General features: G+C 38.4%; 13 protein-coding genes. 5 read left to right on the plus strand and 8 right to left on the minus strand.

Going from position 1 to position 17,352, the window contains the following annotated elements; translation table 11 throughout:
* Position 1 precedes the first annotated feature (1 nt).
* Both CW745_RS10435 and CW745_RS10440 read left to right on the plus strand, forming a co-directional pair.
* Positions 2 to 1,183: a CDP-glycerol glycerophosphotransferase family protein gene (locus tag CW745_RS10435; protein WP_101108585.1), complete on the plus strand. Its 1,182-nt coding sequence runs from the start codon at positions 2 to 4 to the stop codon at positions 1,181 to 1,183.
* Positions 1,180 to 1,572: an adenylyltransferase/cytidyltransferase family protein gene (locus tag CW745_RS10440; RefSeq protein ID WP_101108586.1), complete on the plus strand. Its 393-nt coding sequence runs from the start codon at positions 1,180 to 1,182 to the stop codon at positions 1,570 to 1,572. The genes CW745_RS10435 and CW745_RS10440 overlap by 4 nt, the downstream gene beginning before the upstream one ends.
* A gap of 1 nt (position 1,573) precedes the next feature.
* Here the strand turns inward: CW745_RS10440 and CW745_RS10445 are convergent, their stop codons facing one another.
* The 4 genes from CW745_RS10445 to uvrA all read right to left on the minus strand — a co-directional run bounded on the left by CW745_RS10445 (position 1,574) and on the right by uvrA (position 8,217).
* Entirely contained in the window at positions 1,574 to 2,803 is a 1,230-nt protein-coding gene (locus CW745_RS10445; RefSeq protein ID WP_238596776.1) for a sugar transferase, read from the minus strand.
* Between the two features lie 119 nt (positions 2,804 to 2,922).
* A complete protein-coding gene (locus CW745_RS10450; protein WP_101108587.1) occupies positions 2,923 to 3,570 on the minus strand; it encodes a lytic transglycosylase domain-containing protein in 648 nt (215 codons plus the stop codon).
* A gap of 3 nt (positions 3,571 to 3,573) precedes the next feature.
* Positions 3,574 to 5,298: a PglL family O-oligosaccharyltransferase gene (locus CW745_RS10455; RefSeq protein WP_101108588.1), complete on the minus strand. Its 1,725-nt coding sequence runs from the start codon at positions 5,296 to 5,298 to the stop codon at positions 3,574 to 3,576.
* 96 nt (positions 5,299 to 5,394) lie between these two features.
* Positions 5,395 to 8,217: an excinuclease ABC subunit UvrA gene (gene uvrA / locus CW745_RS10460; protein WP_101108589.1), complete on the minus strand. Its 2,823-nt coding sequence runs from the start codon at positions 8,215 to 8,217 to the stop codon at positions 5,395 to 5,397.
* Between the two features lie 39 nt (positions 8,218 to 8,256).
* Here uvrA and CW745_RS10465 point away from each other — a divergent pair, with 39 nt between their 5' ends.
* On the plus strand, positions 8,257 to 10,125 hold the full coding sequence (locus CW745_RS10465; protein WP_101108590.1) for a 7TM diverse intracellular signaling domain-containing protein: 1,869 nt from the start codon (positions 8,257 to 8,259) through the stop codon (positions 10,123 to 10,125).
* A gap of 124 nt (positions 10,126 to 10,249) precedes the next feature.
* On the opposite strand, the gene CW745_RS10470 is transcribed toward CW745_RS10465, so the two are convergent.
* Together CW745_RS10470 and mutH are read right to left on the minus strand one after the other, a co-directional pair.
* Positions 10,250 to 10,576, minus strand: a complete 327-nt coding sequence (locus CW745_RS10470) for a hypothetical protein (protein ID WP_101108591.1) — start codon at positions 10,574 to 10,576, stop codon at positions 10,250 to 10,252.
* Positions 10,577 to 10,663: 87 nt separating this feature from the next.
* A complete protein-coding gene (gene mutH / locus CW745_RS10475) occupies positions 10,664 to 11,332 on the minus strand; it encodes a DNA mismatch repair endonuclease MutH (RefSeq protein ID WP_101108730.1) in 669 nt (222 codons plus the stop codon).
* Positions 11,333 to 11,926: 594 nt separating this feature from the next.
* Between mutH and rppH the strand changes: the two genes are divergently transcribed.
* Both rppH and ptsP read left to right on the plus strand, forming a co-directional pair.
* Positions 11,927 to 12,469: an RNA pyrophosphohydrolase gene (rppH, locus tag CW745_RS10480; protein WP_101108592.1), complete on the plus strand. Its 543-nt coding sequence runs from the start codon at positions 11,927 to 11,929 to the stop codon at positions 12,467 to 12,469.
* Between the two features lie 29 nt (positions 12,470 to 12,498).
* The gene (gene ptsP / locus CW745_RS10485) at positions 12,499 to 14,769 is read left to right on the plus strand and encodes a phosphoenolpyruvate--protein phosphotransferase (protein ID WP_101108593.1); all 2,271 of its coding nucleotides are present in this window, start codon (positions 12,499 to 12,501) and stop codon (positions 14,767 to 14,769) included.
* A 51-nt stretch (positions 14,770 to 14,820) separates the two neighbouring features.
* Here the strand turns inward: ptsP and sstT are convergent, their stop codons facing one another.
* Together sstT and CW745_RS10495 are read right to left on the minus strand one after the other, a co-directional pair.
* Positions 14,821 to 16,032 carry a serine/threonine transporter SstT gene (gene sstT, locus CW745_RS10490; RefSeq protein ID WP_101108594.1) on the minus strand — a complete coding sequence of 404 codons (1,212 nt, stop codon included), beginning with the start codon at positions 16,030 to 16,032 and terminating at the stop codon, positions 14,821 to 14,823.
* A 354-nt stretch (positions 16,033 to 16,386) separates the two neighbouring features.
* On the minus strand, positions 16,387 to 17,277 hold the full coding sequence (locus tag CW745_RS10495; RefSeq protein WP_101108595.1) for a DMT family transporter: 891 nt from the start codon (positions 17,275 to 17,277) through the stop codon (positions 16,387 to 16,389).
* Between the last annotated feature and the right edge of the window lie 75 nt (positions 17,278 to 17,352).

The raw sequence follows: 17,352 nt of genomic DNA on the forward strand, positions 1-17,352 counted from the left end.
TATGAACAAACATAAATACAGTTTGTTAAAGCTATTTCATTTCCTATCGGGCTTTTTCTTATCATGGATATATGCTTTTTTTCTCTTAAAAAGAGATAAGCGGATAGTTTTCAGTTCGACGAATAATGAACATTTTATTTTTAATTCTAAAAGTTTGTTTATCGACCAGAAAGCGGAATTTGAGAGCGCTGGCTTTCAAGTTTTTTTTGTGATGAACGACCCAGTGAAAAGGAAGCTGCTTAATAAACAATTTCCTAACGCTTTTATTTCAAATAAAGGTATTAAAAATAAGTTATTTATTCTTAAATCTGCAGTGTGGGTAATTAGCACTCTTGATCTACCTGTTTCAGGTTTGTTCTTATCTCGAAATCGCTTTGTCTATCAGTTAGGACACGGTACACCAATTAAAAATATTGGTTTAATGGAAGCAAAGTGTTCTCTAGTTAAAAAGCTATATTATAAAGCTAATGCAACTAACATATCTCTGTTTTTAAGCCCTTCTAAGTTTTTTCAAAGCTATATTGCTGATGCATTTGGGGTAAATATAAATAAGGTTGTTGTTGCACCTCAGCCTAGAAATGATGCTCTTTTGGCAGGTGGGCAACCGTTAATGACGTTGAGGGACGATGTGAATAGCAAATTAATCTTATATTGCCCAACATGGCGACCATTCTCTAATTTAAGATTATTTCCTTTTGAGAGGGTGGATTTATCATTGTTGAATTCATATTTGAAAGAGAAAAACTGTAAGCTATTACTGCGCTTACACCCATTATTTGAAGGTGACTTATCACAATATGAAAGGTCTAATATTGTGATATTTGATAGTAATATATGTCCTGAAATATCCGATGTTTTAGTGGATATAGATGCGCTTATTACCGACTACTCAAGTATTTATTGTGATTATTATCTTTTAGATAGACCCGTTGCTTTTATCCCTTACGACTTATCAATATACACTCAAAAAATAGGTTTTTCTTTTGACTATAAAGAGCTAACTTCTAATTGTTATTTAGAAAATTTATCGCAATTTCAGCTGTTTGTTAGCGAGGTTGCACAAAGCTCCTTTGATATTACTGAGCAGATAAGAATTAAACATCGTTTAAATGTTATTGCGGAACAAAGTGCAGGCTCGTTTAATTATGATTTAATATTAAAAAAGTATGGGGAATTAGAGTGAACATTATTACCTTTGGTACATTTGATGTGTTCCATGTTGGCCATATTCATATTTTAGAGCGGGCTGCTGGCTTAGGTAGCAAGTTAATTGTTGGCGTATCTTCAGACCAATTAAATTACAAAAAAAAAGGACGTACGCCAGTTTATTGTGAAAAAGATCGTCTTAAAATTATTTCTTCATTGAGTTGTGTTGATGAAGTGTTTGTTGAAGAGTCTTTAGAGCTTAAAGCACAATATATTAAAGATTATGAGATAGATATTCTAGTGATGGGGGACGACTGGGAAGGAAAGTTCGATCACTTTTCTGAATTTTGCCAAGTTATCTATTTTCCAAGGACGCCTTCAATTTCAACAACTGAAATTATTGAAGTTGTTAAAGCGATCGAGTAAATTATCTCGCCCCAAACCCCGTTAACATGGTTTTTAGCGTCTTAAAAAATATATTCACGTCTAACCAGAATGATAGGTGCTTAATATAATACAAGTCATGTGCGAGCTTCTCTTTCGTGGTTTCAGTGTCTGCTGTATACCCTTGTACTGTCTGAGCCCAGCCAGTAATGCCTGGCTTTACCATATGACGATAGCCGTAGAATGGGATCTCTTTCTCAAAGTCTTTCACAAAAGCTTGCTGCTCTGGTCGAGGGCCGATTAATGCCATCTCTCCTTTTAATACATTAAAGAACTGCGGAATTTCATCAATACGTGTTTTGCGTATGAGTTTACCGACTCGAGTTACTCGCGCATGTTCATCGGGGGCAAATTTACTGCCCGCTTTAGGGCAACCTATTTCCATACTTCGAAATTTGTATATTTTAAAAGGTTTACCGCCTTGGCCTATGCGAATTTGCGTATAAAGGACATCTCCGCGACTCTCTAGTTTAATAATGGCACTAATTATTAGCGCTAAAGGGGCTAGTAAAGGTAGGCTACAAAGAATAAGGGCTGATTCCCATCCTCTTTTGACAATGCAGTAACTCGGATTTGCACGCAATGAGCCAAGCGTATTTTCAGATAAGTGCGTTGTGTGAACTTTTCCTTCAATCATCTCTCTGATCGTTTCTGAGTGGTATACAGCGATGTTATTGATGCTACAGTCGGCAATGAACTTTTCTTGCTCTGCATTTAATGGATTATGGAGGTTAACAACTAACCCTTGTTCAATCTTGTTAAAAAGATAAGGGGCTTCTATTACTTGCAGTTCAATACGTGGGTTTTCACTGAGAGTTTTAATATCAAAATTATTGATGGCACTTAGTGTTAATGTGGACTCTTTACGACTAATCAGTGTGCTCAGAAATAGCCAAAACAACACTATAATAAAACCATATAGAAGTGTAGGACGAGAGTAATCAATGCGTAATAAAACAATCGCAATGATAGCAACGCTATAAACCGATAACATGACCGGGAAAATATATAATTTCTTATCAACCAATAGATAATTGGTTACTTTAGGCAAGATGGCTACACAGCTTAAATATACTGCAATGGTGATCAATAAACTGTTATGCACTGTGTCTAATGAGAGTGGCATTAATAACGCGATATAGCTGTAAATAAGCAATACGCCAATAGCGTAAGCGATATAAGGAATGGCAAGGATTTTGTTGATTTTACGCATCTGGGTTTATTACTTTTGGCTTAATTTTATGGGCGCTAGCGTAGCATATAATAATATTTTTTTTGTTATTTAAAACAATAATTGCTACTTAGCGCTTTACTGTTTTAATACATAATTTTCTATAAATTATCTTTATAATACCAGTAGAATCCAATGACTTTTTTGACGTATTGCTGTGTTTCTGGGTAGGGAGGGATCTGTTTATTGTAACGCCTTACTGTGCCTTCTCCGGCATTATATGCCGCCAATGCTAACTCTTTACTTTTAAACTCTTTTAATAGCTTATTTAAATATAGTGCACCTGCATTGATGCTTTGTTTAGGATCAAAGGGATCATCAACACCAAATCGTTCTGCGGTGACGGGCATCAATTGCATCAACCCCTGCGCGCCTGCAGAAGAAACGGCTTTACGTCGATAGCTCGACTCTGCGGTGATCACTGCATGCAAAAACTCGGGTTCTAACTGGTATTTTTGTGCTGCATTAACAATGAGCGGGTGATATCTGTTTTGAAGCGTTTTATTACGTGGAACGCTAATGTTGGTATAGCTTTTCTCTTTCCAGTTTTTAAAGGTAGCAGGTGCTTTATTAGTTTCACTTCTCAGCAACAACCGATATTTATCATTCACCTTGCGTTCAGAGAAGTGCTGATTACCATTACTATCAATATAGATATAAATATCCGCCTGCACTAATTGTGAAAAAAATATGCTTAAAAATATTACGAGGATATTTTTATTGATAGTTAATTTTAGCAATACAGGCATAACTTACTTCACCACTGGTAAAGTAGATTGTGCATTACTGTTCGTTTGCATTGCTTGTGATGGTCTGGGTTTATCAATGTTAGCCAGTTGTTTATCACGAGGATAAAGATATCGAGCGTAATCGAGTATCTGCTTTGCTTTTTCTGGTTGGCTATTATGTTGATAAGCGAGGTAAAGGATCACGTAAAAAAACGATTTTGGTGTTTTTTCTAATGTTTTTTCTGTCCAAGTGATGACTGATTGAATCTCTTCTTTATTATCGGTTTGTACGGCGATTGCTAAACGGAAATGACTCAGGTGAAAATCAAACCGGTCTTGAAATACTAATGGATTGACAATATCCATTAGTAAGTTTATATCTGGGTTTTTACTACGCTCATAGGTCGTTATTTTAGCGATGGTGTAAAGGTTACTGAGCATGAAAATAGCAGTAAAAATTGGGATTAATAGCGCAAAAATACGTAGTGCAAAGGTAGGCCTAAATTGTTGCTCTTCGTTTTTCTTATGCTCACTGTCTATATAAAAGACTAATACGATCAGCACTAGCCAGTGTAATGCTGAATGATATAGTGGGTACTCAGTTTGAGTATGTAACGCGATCGGTACCACTAATGCTAATAAACTAAGTGCTTTCTTTAATCCGAAACCTTTTAAGGTTGAAAGGAAACCTATGATCAATAATAGTATTGCGGTGATTGGAACTATTCCGCCCTCTACCGCCCAGAAAAGCGTATCGTTATGCGGGTGTGTTAAGTGTTGTGAGTTTGCAGGTACCTCGCCATTTTTTACTCGTTGCGCATAACTCTCTAAATATGCCTTTTCAAAGCTACCATAACCAGAGCCAATTAATGGCTTTTCTGCAATCATTGATAAACTATGGGTATACTTAACAACTCGCTTGTTATCTTGGGTTATATTCTCCATATGACCAGAGCGTATCTTAAGCATGTCATGCTTTAACGTGCCACATCCAATACCCAATAGAATTGCAATTAAGAATAAGACCAGTTTTCTGCGATTATTGTGCCAAGCCCATGGAATAAATAATAATAAGGATATTGCGCCTCCTAGATATGCCACACGAGAAATGGTTACGACGATAACCCAGATATTCAGCATAACGGTGAGCAACAAAAAGGCTTGTAGTTTCTTACACTCAATTTGTTGTAATAAATAGCCCGCTAAAATCAGTGTGGTTGCCATGAAAGAAGCGAGGACATTGGGTTGTTGAAAAATCCCATAGGGACGGCCATAACCGACATCGTAACCAAAGATGTTATCGACGGGTAACAGGTAATCTTGCATTAGGCTGTAACAAGCCTGAAGAAAGCCTGCCAGTACAATGAGCAATAATAAACGCTGTAGGAAAACGGCATTAAAGCGCATTTGCTGTAGGCTGACGAACAGTAAAAAACCGGCAAACAAGCCAATTAAGCGGGTATAACTTTGCTCGGCGAGGGCGTTATTAGGGTAAAAAACGGGGATTAAAAAAAGAATGCAGGCGATGAGAAAAACAATCGTTAATCGAGAATAAAATATCTTTTGGGCTTCGGTTACCTTCCATAAACCGATGCCAATTAAGGTGGAGAAGAATATCCAAACAACGTTATTTTGCGCTAGCTCTAAGCCACTTCCGCCTTGATTATGTTGAAAGTAGTGTGCACCTAAACCCATTAATAGCGCAAAGGTGATCATAAAGGCGCGATTTAGTTTGTGTTGAATATCCATGCTGATTGTTAATTCCGTTTCTATATTGATGCGTTCCCTTAAATAATCAGGGAACGTGTTTTCTCAAGTGCTTAAGGTTGGTAAATAAAAGCCTGCTTACTTATTTAAAATTGGCTTTAAGAATTGTCCTGTGTAACTACCTTTCACGTTAATGACCTCTTCAGGGCGACCCGTTGCAATGATTTCACCACCACCATTACCACCCTCTGGTCCAAGGTCGATGATCCAGTCTGCGGTTTTAATGACGTCTAAGTTATGCTCGATAATAACGATGGTATTGCCGTGGTCACGCAGAGTATGAATGACTTTAAGTAACTGAGCAATATCATGGAAGTGTAATCCCGTTGTTGGTTCATCAAGAATATAGAGGGTTTTACCTGTATCACGTTTTGATAACTCTTTTGCTAGCTTAACGCGTTGTGCCTCACCGCCAGAAAGGGTAGTTGCAGCTTGTCCCAAACGAATGTAAGAGAGGCCGACATCCATTAATGTTTTTAATTTACGAGCAATAGAGGGGACGACTTCAAAAAACGTGAAAGCATCTTCAACGGTCATATCTAAAGTTTCGTGGATGTTTTTACCTTTGTATTTTACCGATAAAGTTTCGCGGTTATAGCGCTGTCCTTTACAGGTATCGCAGGGGACATAAACATCGGGTAAAAAGTGCATCTCTACTTTGATAACACCATCACCTTGACAGGCTTCACAGCGTCCACCTTTAACATTAAAGCTAAATCGGCCCGGCTTGTAACCTCGAGCTCGTGACTCGGGAGTGGCTGCAAACAGCTCTCGAATAGGGGTGAAAATGCCGGTATAGGTTGCCGGGTTGGAGCGTGGCGTCCGTCCTATTGGACTTTGGTTAATGTCGACTACTTTATCGAGGTGATCTAAACCCGCCATTTTTTTGTATGGAGAAGCAGTAATGGTGGTCGCTTTATTCAACTTAGTTTGAGCAAGCGGAAATAGGGTATCGTTAATCAGTGTTGATTTTCCTGAGCCTGATACGCCAGTTACACAGGTGAGTATGCCAACCGGGACCTCTAATGTGACCGATTTTAGGTTGTTACCCGTTGCTTCTTCTAATTTCAGCCATTTATCGGTTAATGGTGTGCGTTCACTCGGTATTGTAATTTCTTTACGACCACTTAAATAATCTGCAGTGAGTGATTTTTTCTCTTTCAGAATCTGCTTGTAATTACCCTGAGCGATGATTTCTCCGCCGTGAATACCAGCACCTGGGCCAATATCGATGATATGGTCAGCTTGACGAATCGCATCTTCATCGTGTTCAACCACGATCACCGTATTACCTAAATCTCGTAGGTGAGTCAGCGTTTTAAGTAAGCGCTCATTATCACGTTGATGCAGACCAATAGAGGGTTCATCTAATACATACATAACCCCCATTAAGCCCGCGCCAATTTGGCTGGCTAAACGAATTCGCTGTGCTTCACCACCAGAAAGGGTATCGGCACTTCGTTCTAGGCTGAGGTAATTAAGGCCAACGTTAACTAAAAAGCTAAGGCGTTCAAGGATCTCTTTTAATATTTTTTCAGCTATTTTGGCTTTTTGACCTGTTAGCTTAATGCTTTTAAAGAAGGCTTCCGCTTCAGCAATCGATAACTGTGAAACGTATGGCAGGTTAACATCGTTGATAAAAACATGGCGTGAAGACTGCTTTAAACGCGAGCCATCACAGCTACTGCAATGTTGTCGGTTCATATATTTTTCAAGATATTCACGCATCGCGCTAGAGTCAGTCTCTCGATAACGGCGTGCACGATTTGGAATAACACCCTCGAATGCATGTGAGCGCGTCATACTATCGCCACGATCATTAAAATAGATAAAAGAGATTTTCTCTTTGCCACTGCCTTGTAATACTATTTTTTGTTGCTTTGCGGTTAATGCTTTAAAGGGGGTGAAGACAGAGAAACCATAGTGTTCAGCGACGGCATGTAATAGTTGAAAATAATAATTAGATTTCTGACTCCAGCCTGCTATCGCGCCTTCGGCAAGGCTTAAGTTTTTATCGGTGACTGCAAGCTTAGGGTCAAAGTATTGTTCAATGCCCAATCCATCACAAGTCTCACAGGCACCTGCTGGATTATTAAAAGAGAATATGCGTGGTTCTAGCTCGGTAATGCTATAGCCACACTTTGGACAGGCAAAGTTGGCTGAAAACATTTGTTCTGCTTGATCGCCATCCATAAAGGCAACAATTGCTGTGCCGTTGCTTAAACCCAGTGTCGTTTCTATCGACTCCGCTAAACGTTGCTTAATATCATCACGTACTTTAAAACGGTCAACCACGACTTCAATGGTGTGTTTTTTATGTAATTCGAGCGTCGGTGGATCGCTCAAATCGCAAATGTCGCCATCAATACGTGCGCGTAAAAATCCTTGCGCAGCTAAGCTTTCAAAGGTTTTAACGTGTTCACCTTTACGCTCTTTCACAATGGGAGCGAGTAACATCATTTTACTGCCCGCAGGGTTTTCTAAAATGGCATCAACCATCTGACTGACAGTTTGTGCATTGAGCGTAATGTCATGTGTTGGACAACGCGGATCACCGATACGTGCAAACAGTAAACGGAGGTAATCGTAAATCTCAGTGATAGTACCCACTGTAGAGCGAGGGTTATGAGAAGTCGACTTTTGTTCAATGGAGATAGCAGGAGATAAGCCTTCAATATGCTCAACATCAGGCTTTTCCATTAACGATAGAAATTGGCGAGCATAGGCTGATAGCGACTCAACATAACGACGTTGCCCTTCTGCATATAACGTATCAAAAGCAAGTGAGGACTTACCTGAGCCAGAAAGACCGGTAATTACCACTAATTTGTCTCTCGGAATAGTAAGATCTATATTTTTCAAGTTGTGAGTTTTTGCGCCACGAATTTCAATATTGTCCATTTTTCTCGCCTAATAACACTGTTAATTCAAACAGTATACATGAATAGAAAGGATCTGCTCAACGTCTCTTTTTTAGCTGTAATGTTAACCCTAACATTTTCTTTTTTAAAAAAAGAGAATATCTTTGAGGGACTATCTCATTTGTATTGGAACATGATGAATCGATTCTTCTTTTTTCTTCTTATATTGTTTTCGGGAAATCTTTTTGCCTCAGAAAATCTGCCTCCTTTATTAGTGGCTGAAGACAATTATTCTCGTAGTGACTTCACCCTAAATCTATTTGTTGATCATGAACAAAAATTAACCATACAAGACATTAGCAATGGACAATTAACATCTATTGAAACAAGTTCTCGTTTTAATATTCCTATTGAAGAAGCTAACTATTGGTTCTCATTTACTTTGAAAAATAACGGGCTAGAGGCAGTAAAGCGAGTAATACAGTTTGATGAGCCTTTTCTTTTTAATGCTGATATCTATTATCAACAGCCTAATGGAGTTTGGGTTGAAGAAAAAAATGGCCTATCTGTACCGCTAAAAGAAAGAGCTGTGCCTAATCGTTTGCCTGTCTTTATCGTTCCTCTCGAGGCGGGAGAGTCTAAAAAAATATACCTGATGATGAATTGTAAGCAAGACTTGCTTACGGTCGGGATCACGGTAAAAGCTGTTGAGTCATTTTTAATTGATGAGCAGTTCGAGGTTGCTGGATACTGGTTCTTTTTTGGCATATCACTAGCGATGCTACTTTATAACCTGTTTTTACTTTTTTCGCTTCGCGATGAACTGTACATCTATTACACCGCTTATTGTGCATCATTCTTTATTTTTGTGCTGATGTATAGTGGCTATGATCTTTATTTTGTCACTCAGCCGGCTAGCCATTATGATTTAGTCGTTTCAATCTCTATCTCTGTTGCTTGCTTAACTTTATTTATTCGCAAATTATTAAACAGCCCAGTAACCTTGCCCTATCTAGATAAATTGATGCTCTTCATCGCTTTCATTTTTATATTACAAGGGGCGTTGACTTATATTGATATCAGTAATTATTACTTCGTTGTTTTTATTGGCCTACCAGCTACCTTGGTGCTCTTTTTTATTGGTATTTACGCTTTTTATAAGAATATTGAGCTATCTAACTATCTTGTTTTTGGCATGAGCTGGCATATATTAGGGCTGTTTGCGATTGCGGCTGTTAATGCTGGGGTTATTGAGCATAATTTTGTCAGTCGTTATGGTTTTATGATTGGCTCCATGGTTGAAGTATTTGTTTTTTCATTAGCTTTGTCGCATCGCGTTCGCTTATTGCAAGAGAAAAAAAATGAGTTTCAATATGCTTTAATCGAACGAGAACAGAGAGAGAAAACGGCACTTAAAATAGAAGTTGCTCGTAATCAAAAAGCATTAGAAGATGCACAAATTAAGATGACTCGATTACAGCAAGTGGATGACTTAACAGGATTGTTTAATCGCCCCTATTTTGATGAGGAGTTTGAACGCGAATGGCAATTGATGCAATCAAAGCGACAGCCCTTAGCGATTATTTTATTAGAGTTTAATGAATTAGCACTGTTTTGTGATAAATATGGAAAAGAAACGGCTGATTATACGTTGCGATTGTTGGCGCAAAAATTAGTTGGTTGTGTTGGACACGATGCGGATATCGTTGCTCGTTATGGTGATAATCAATTTGCTGTTCTCTTGCCAAATTACAATAAGAATAAATGCAATGCATTAATACATAAAATTGAAGTATCGACGGACTTAGTAAAAATACCCTTTAAAGAATCACAATCGGGACAGATAGATATTATGGTGGTGGGGGATGCACTTATCCCAGCTAACGAGATCCGTTATACGATGTTTTTAGATCATGTAGAATCATTGCTAGCACAGCCAACGGATTGAATATTCAATTGGGTTTTACGGAGAGTTTAAGAAATTTGTAACATGTAAATAAGGTATTTTAAAGGCCAGTTAATCATAGAATATAAATTTATGATTAGCCGGCCTTTTACTTACTTGTCAATTATTATGCGATTTTTAAAACTGCGTTTTGACCGCCGTCATTCATACCGTTATCAACATAGTTATCGGCACCTGTGGGTAACAACATCGATTGTTCACCTGTACTATTTGTCACCTGAAAAATATATTGAAAGCCTTCACAAGTCGCGGTTGATACGTTAAATGCCACCTTAAACTTGCCACTTTTGAGTTTTTTAAACTCAATTGTTTGCCAGTCATTATGCTCCGAAAGCAGAGAGATACTATCTGCATCCGCAGCATCTTTGCTTTCAATCTCAAACGTAATTTTTACTTCTGGTTTAGATTTTAAGTACTGTTTTTTAATGCTCATAATTATTAACTCATAAAGTGATAAAGAGGATATAGATAATTTACTGCAACTACTGGTTAATTTCTAGCCGTATTTTAAAATTTTAGTTCATATTGCAAATTGTTGATTAATAATGGATTGTGTAAACGCTTTTTTAAGATAAAAACCACGTGGACGGACTTTAATGATTGTCCCATCTTCTCCATAAGCTTCAGTCAGTACTTTTCCATTGGCCGCTTTGGGTCTAAGTTGAAGTACATCGCCATCTCGTGCGCTGATAGACTCTATTTTACCAAGTGCAATCTTTTCCATTAGCTCTAGCCAGTCGGCTTTAAGTTGTTGTTCTTGGTAGGCTGACGCTGTCCATAAGAAACCACTGCCGACAATCCTATCTGCTAAGGAAACACTTCGTTCTCCCTGAACTGGGACCCACAATACTTGGCTTAGTTTATTACGAATATTACTGTTTTCCCAAGTTAGACCTGTGGTATTTAAAATAGGTGTGGAGCAGACAAAGGTGGTTTCTAATACTTTGCCAAATTGATCAATCGGAATTGTTTTTAATTCAATGCCTAAATGTTTAAAGTCTTGCTCTGGTTTACTGCCGGCCGTGGCGCCTAAGTGCCACTCGATCAGTTGACCGACCCATCCTTTATTAGTACGAAGATCCTTGGCCATCTTTATTCCAGCCTGTTCGGCAAGTTCATGCAATGAATAACCTGCTATTTTTTCACAAAGTGAGAGTAACTCATGGCTGGTTTTAGGTGGTGCAATCATCTTCACGCTGGTCTCTGTAGGTGATTTGAGAGATGAATATTAATATAGTTATATAACTATTCAAGGTTATTCATCTCTTTATCAAGTAGCTTACACAGAGTTATCCACTTTTTATGTGAGTAACTCATAATTGTAGTTATCTTCTATGACAGTTTTAATTTTCTACTAATAACTTTTTAAATAAACGTGATCATTGGCTAATTTAACAGCTAAATTATAGGTTAAAGATTGAAATGGTTGAAATTTGAACTAAGGAGATATTCACATTGAGGTGTGAATTATTACTACTGTTTATAAATACAGTTTATATTTGTGCGTGCCGTATTTACAGTCTTAAGTACATGATTATTAACAAATAAAAGGTTGGTAAACAAAAAAAATAAAGATCTTGCATATTACCTAAAAGATCTTTTTTCTCTTTGTAAGATCATTATGCACAAACTTATGCACAGTTTTCGTGGATATGTATCACTTTTCTTCATATCAGTTTGATGGGGTTAAGATTCTGTGAAAGAATGCCCCATTATTTCAATATAGTGCCTTACCCCAAAAAAATAATTCAAAGGGTTTGGTCTAACCTTAAAGGTGTATTTAGTGATAGATACTGACGGCTATCGTCCAAATGTAGGTATCATCATCTGTAATAAAAATGGCCAGGTTTTATGGGCGAAACGATATGGACAGCACTCTTGGCAGTTCCCACAAGGCGGAATTAAAGAGGGCGAGACGCCTGATCAGGCAATGTATCGAGAGTTATATGAAGAAGTTGGTCTAAAACCTGAACATGTTAAGCTGCTAGCAACCAGCCGTTCATGGTTGCGCTATAAATTGCCTAAACGTTTAGTGCGATGGGATTCCCCGGAGCCCGTATGTATTGGACAGAAACAGCGTTGGTTTTTATTACAATTGATAAGCAATGATAAGCAGATTGAGTTTGAGGCTTGTGGACACCCTGAATTTGATGATTGGCGATGGGTAACCTATTGGTATCCTGTCAGACAGGTTGTTTCTTTCAAACGAGAAGTTTACCGCAAAGCATTAAAAGAGTTCTCTGCGGTGGCCTTTTCACTCATGAAAAGTAACAGCGAGAAAAAAAGAGGTAAACGTTATCGTCGCCCAAACAATAAGGGCAATTAATTTCGCTATCGGTTAAGTAGAGGTATTGAATGTTAAGTCAGTTACGCCATATAGTTGAGCAAGTGGGTAATGCCACCAACCTCACTTTAGCGATGGATACCTTAGTAAAGCAAACCAAATCAGTGATGGAAGTCGACTGTTGCACGATTTATATTACTGATGATGGCACACAAAAACTTAATTTAATGGCCAGCGAAGGGTTATTAAGCCAAGGGGAAACAAGGCACCATCTCAAATTTGGTGAAGGTATCGTTGGCTTAATACATCAAAAAGGTGAGCCGTTAAATCTTGCCAATATTACTGAACATCCCCATTATAAATACTTACCGGGAAGCCAAGAAGATGACTTTAGTTCCTTTTTAGGCACTCCAATTATTCATCAAAGACAAGTGTTAGGGGTGTTAGTTGCCCAACAAAAAATCCCTCGTTTATTCAGTGAGCTTGAAGAATCTTTCTTAGTTACTCTGGCGATGCATTTAGCCAGTGTATTAGCTAATTCTGGGTTACGTTTACAAATTAACGAAGACCAACACCCTAGTAGTGCTTTACACCTTCAAGGTAGCCCTGCGAGTTCAGGTATTGCCATCGCTCCCGCTTATGTAGTGCGACCTATTTTAACGCTTGATGAAGTTGAAATAGAAAAAAGTCATTCACCAAGTAAAGATATTTTACTGTTTGAGATGATGCTGAAAAAGTGTCGAGATGAGTTTTCTAGTATGGCGCTAACGTTAAAGGAGCAACTATCTAAAGAAGCCTTTGCGTTGTTTGATATTTATTCACATGTTTTAAAAGACAAAGCCTTTATCGATGCGATTAGGTTACAAATTAATGAGCAGCACTTAACCGCTTCTAGTGCAATAAAAGTCGTTTCAGAGTCCTTTATTGCACAGTTTGAAGCGATGTCAGACGCTTATTTACGTGAAAGAGCAAGTGATATTCGTGATGTTGCTCAGCGTCTTTTATATCATTTAACACAGCAGGTAGATGAGCACATTAAACTACCAGATAAGCTCATTTTAGTGGCGAATGAGGTAACACTTTCGATGCTTGCAAGTGTTCCCACAGAGCATCTCCACGGTATTATCTCAGTGCACGGTGGCGTAAGTTCGCATGTGGCTATTTTAGCAAGAGCGCTTGGCGTTCCTGCTGTCATGGGAGTACCACTTTCATTAATTAATCTAAATCAGCAGATGTTGATTATTGATGGTTATGCCGGTGCCGTGGTGATATTTCCGACTCAGCCACTAATAAAGCATTATCAACAGCTTTTAGCTGAAGAGGATGAGCTTAAACTACTGGTTTCTGGCGGCGAGCATAAACCTGCATTAACTGTAGATGGACAGAAAATAGATATTTTGCTTAATACAGGTTTGAATGCCAACCAGCATGGTGCTGTTGAAGGGCAGTTTGATGGTATTGGTTTATATCGTAGTGAACTTCCTTTTATGCTCACCAATGTTTTTCCGACAGAGCTTGAGCAAGTTGCCATTTATCAAACCTTATTAACACAATATCGTACCTTACCTGTCACTATGCGTACACTTGATATCGGTGGTGATAAGCAGCTGAGTTACTTCCCTATTGTTGAAGATAACCCTTTTCTTGGTTGGCGTGGTATCCGTTTAACCTTAGATCACCCCGAAATATTTTTAATGCAAATTCGAGGTATGCTGAGCGCGAACCTGCATACACAGAATTTACGTATTATGTTACCAATGGTGAGTAATATTGAGGAAGTGGTTGAAGCTAAGTTGCTGATTTACCAGGCGTGGAATGAGATAAAGTATGAACTTGGGCTAACTCCTGAAGCATTCCCTATTCCGCCGATCGGTGTCATGATTGAAGTACCCGCATCAATTTTTATCATTAAACAATTGGCTCAACAGGTCGACTTTCTTTCTATTGGTAGTAATGATCTCATTCAATACTTACTTGCGGTGGATCGAAATAACAGCCGTGTCGCCTCATTATTTGATAGTTACCACCCTGCCGTATTGCAGTGCCTTAAAATGATAATTGATAATGCGCAAGAAGGGGAACTTGAAGTGAGTGTTTGTGGTGAATTAGCAGGCGATCCAATTGGTGCGATGATTTTATTAGGGCTGGGCTATAAAAAACTGAGTATGAATGCCAATAATATGGGAAAAATTAAATATTTAATTAATAACGTCCCAATGCATGAGTTAAATAATTGTATTGAGATAGCGTTAGAGGCGAACAGTGGCGCGGAAATTCGTACTGTTTTTGTTAATTACTTAGATAGGAAAGGCCTTGGTGGCTTTATTCGAGCCGGTAAGTAAATAACAAATAGCAAGCTTTAAGGGCGCCCTTAAAGCTTGCTAAAGCGTTAGTTATTGCTTTTGTTCCGCAGCACGGCACGCAGCTGCCGTAAATAATACATCCGTTGAACTATTAAGGGCAGTTTCAGCTGAATCTTGCACAACACCGATAATAAAGCCGATTGCAACGACTTGCATTGCCACTTCATTTGGCACACCAAACAAGCCACAAGCGAGTGGAATTAATAATAATGAACCACCAGCAACACCCGATGCACCACAGGCAGAAACGGCTGCTACCACACTGAGTAAAATAGCCGTCGCAATATCAAATTCGATCCCTAAAGTATGCACTGCCGCTAATGTTAAAATGGTAATAGTGATAGAAGCACCAGCCATATTAATCGTTGCACCAAGTGGAATAGATACTGCATAAGTATCTTCATGCAGATCTAATTGCTTACATAACTCCATGTTTACAGGAATGTTAGCCGCTGAACTTCGAGTAAAGAATGCCGTTACGCCTGACTCGCGTAAACATTTAAATACTAGTGGATAGGGGTTAGTACGTAACTTGAAGTAAACCAGTGCTGGGTTTACTGCAAGTGCGACAAATAACATGCAGCCGATTAATACTAACAGCAATTGAGAGTAACCTAATAGGGCTGAGAAACCTGTTTCAGCAACTGTTTGTGCGACTAAACCAAATATACCGATAGGTGCAAAGCGGATCACGATATGCACGATTTTAGTGATAGCGCTCGATACATCATGTAAGGTACTTTTAGTACTTTTATTTGCATGTTGTAGTGCAAAACCTAACCCTAATCCCCATGCTAAAATGCCGATGAAGTTACCGGTTACAATCGCGTTAACTGGGTTATCAACAATTTTAAACAGCAGTGTATTTAATACTTCTAAAATACCCTCTGGCGGTGTTGCCTGAATATCTGTTGATGCCAATACTAATGTAGTCGGAAATAAGACGCTAATCACCACGGCAGTCGTCGCCGCGAGTAAGGTACCAATAAGATAAAGGTGGATAACCGGTTTAAGGTTGGTATGAGTGCCTTTCTGCTGATTCGCAATCGCAGAAGCAACCAATACAAACACCAAAATAGGCGCAACCGCTTTTAAAGCACTAACAAATAAGCTTCCTAAAAAGGTCAGCGACAGTGCTGTCTCTGGTGCGAATAGTGCTAGTAAAATACCAGCGCAAATACCAATAATAATTTGTAGCACTAGGCTACCGTTCATATATCGTTGTAGAAGAGTGGGGGTCATATTAACTTACCTGTTTAAACTGTTTGGTACATAGCTTTATGCACTACTAATTGAGTGATGCTGTTAAATACATGTGAAGGGGATCAATGTGGAAGGGGGAATTGTATAATCTAATTACCCCCTGCTCCTAAGTCATAGCAATCGGATTAAATAGAGGTTATCTATTTATTCGGATTGCTATCAACTATGATCTTTGAAATCACGAGAAATAAGCGCTTAATGTCGTAACGCATTTTAAATTCCTTTTTGTACTGCTATGCAATGAAATTTATAACGCCATCATGGCATTATGTGGCTTCATTGTATTTGAATCACTTATACTTTCACAGCGTCAGATCATAGAAGCGAATAAATTCATTTTTTCTTTATCATTAATACAGCAACGCCACACATCACCATCATCATGCCAAAAAACATATATAAAGTGATCGGTTCATCAAGTAGATAGATAGCAAGGACAATAGTAAAGATTGGCCCTAAAGTGCCCATAATGCCGGTTTGGGTTGGTCCAATTCGTTGAATTGCTTCAGACATCATAAAACTGGGTAAAACAGTGCTCAATATAGCTAATAAAAATAACCATAACCAAGCTTGTGGTGTAATCACTAGGGCTAAAAAATCAATCTCGATTGCACCATGAATAAACACCAATACAGATGAAGCAGTCATTGCCAGCGAAGTAAAAAGTAACGAGCCTATTTGGTTGATGAGCGATTTACTTAATAAAACATAAAATGAAAAACTCAGCGCAGCCCCCATAACAAGCACTGTACCCAACACAACATTATTGCCGGTTATTTGTAACTCTTGGCCCATCACTACCCAGAGGCCGAGGTATGAGATAAGTAATGAAAGTAGCAAGCGCTTACTTAATGGTTGTTTAAATAAAAAATAACCAATGATTGCCACCATAAACGGGTAGGTAAAAAGTGTTAGGCGCTCTAATTGCGCACTAATATACTCAAGCCCCATCAAGTCGAGTAGCGAAGACAAGTAATAACCTAAAAAGCCTAACCCTAAAACCTTTAATAGCAACATCGAAGAAAGAGGAACTGCATAGCTTTGTTGTTTCCGCTTGATCATCAGGTAACTCAAAATAACTAGGTAAAACGGAACAGAAATCGCCATGCGAAACACAAGTACTGTATTGGCATCTAATCCTTGTGCATAAGCAAACTTAATAAAGATCGATTTTAATGAGAAAAGGAGCGTGCCAAAAAGCGCTAAGAGCATGCCTATATACATAGTGATATTAACCAAACATTAAAGATAATTTCAGAGTAGCGATTCTCTAATGGTGAAGCAATTGTTATTATTGCA

The organism is Psychromonas sp. psych-6C06 (assembly GCF_002835465.1).
Taxonomy (GTDB): Bacteria; Pseudomonadota; Gammaproteobacteria; order Enterobacterales; family Psychromonadaceae; genus Psychromonas.

Excerpts from the sequence above, each read along its gene's own strand:
- CW745_RS10435 (WP_101108585.1), top strand. The coding sequence starts at position 2 with ATGAACAAACATAAATACAGTTTGTTAAAGCTATTTCATTTCCTATCG.
- CW745_RS10445 (WP_238596776.1), bottom strand. The coding sequence starts at position 2,803 with ATGCGTAAAATCAACAAAATCCTTGCCATTCCTTATATCGCTTACGCT.
- CW745_RS10450 (WP_101108587.1), bottom strand. The coding sequence starts at position 3,570 with ATGCCTGTATTGCTAAAATTAACTATCAATAAAAATATCCTCGTAATA.
- CW745_RS10455 (WP_101108588.1), bottom strand. The coding sequence starts at position 5,298 with ATGGATATTCAACACAAACTAAATCGCGCCTTTATGATCACCTTTGCG.
- uvrA (WP_101108589.1), bottom strand. The coding sequence starts at position 8,217 with ATGGACAATATTGAAATTCGTGGCGCAAAAACTCACAACTTGAAAAAT.
- CW745_RS10465 (WP_101108590.1), top strand. The coding sequence starts at position 8,257 with ATGAATAGAAAGGATCTGCTCAACGTCTCTTTTTTAGCTGTAATGTTA.
- CW745_RS10470 (WP_101108591.1), bottom strand. The coding sequence starts at position 10,576 with ATGAGCATTAAAAAACAGTACTTAAAATCTAAACCAGAAGTAAAAATT.
- mutH (WP_101108730.1), bottom strand. The coding sequence starts at position 11,332 with ATGATTGCACCACCTAAAACCAGCCATGAGTTACTCTCACTTTGTGAA.
- ptsP (WP_101108593.1), top strand. The coding sequence starts at position 12,499 with ATGTTAAGTCAGTTACGCCATATAGTTGAGCAAGTGGGTAATGCCACC.
- sstT (WP_101108594.1), bottom strand. The coding sequence starts at position 16,032 with ATGACCCCCACTCTTCTACAACGATATATGAACGGTAGCCTAGTGCTA.
- CW745_RS10495 (WP_101108595.1), bottom strand. The coding sequence starts at position 17,277 with ATGTATATAGGCATGCTCTTAGCGCTTTTTGGCACGCTCCTTTTCTCA.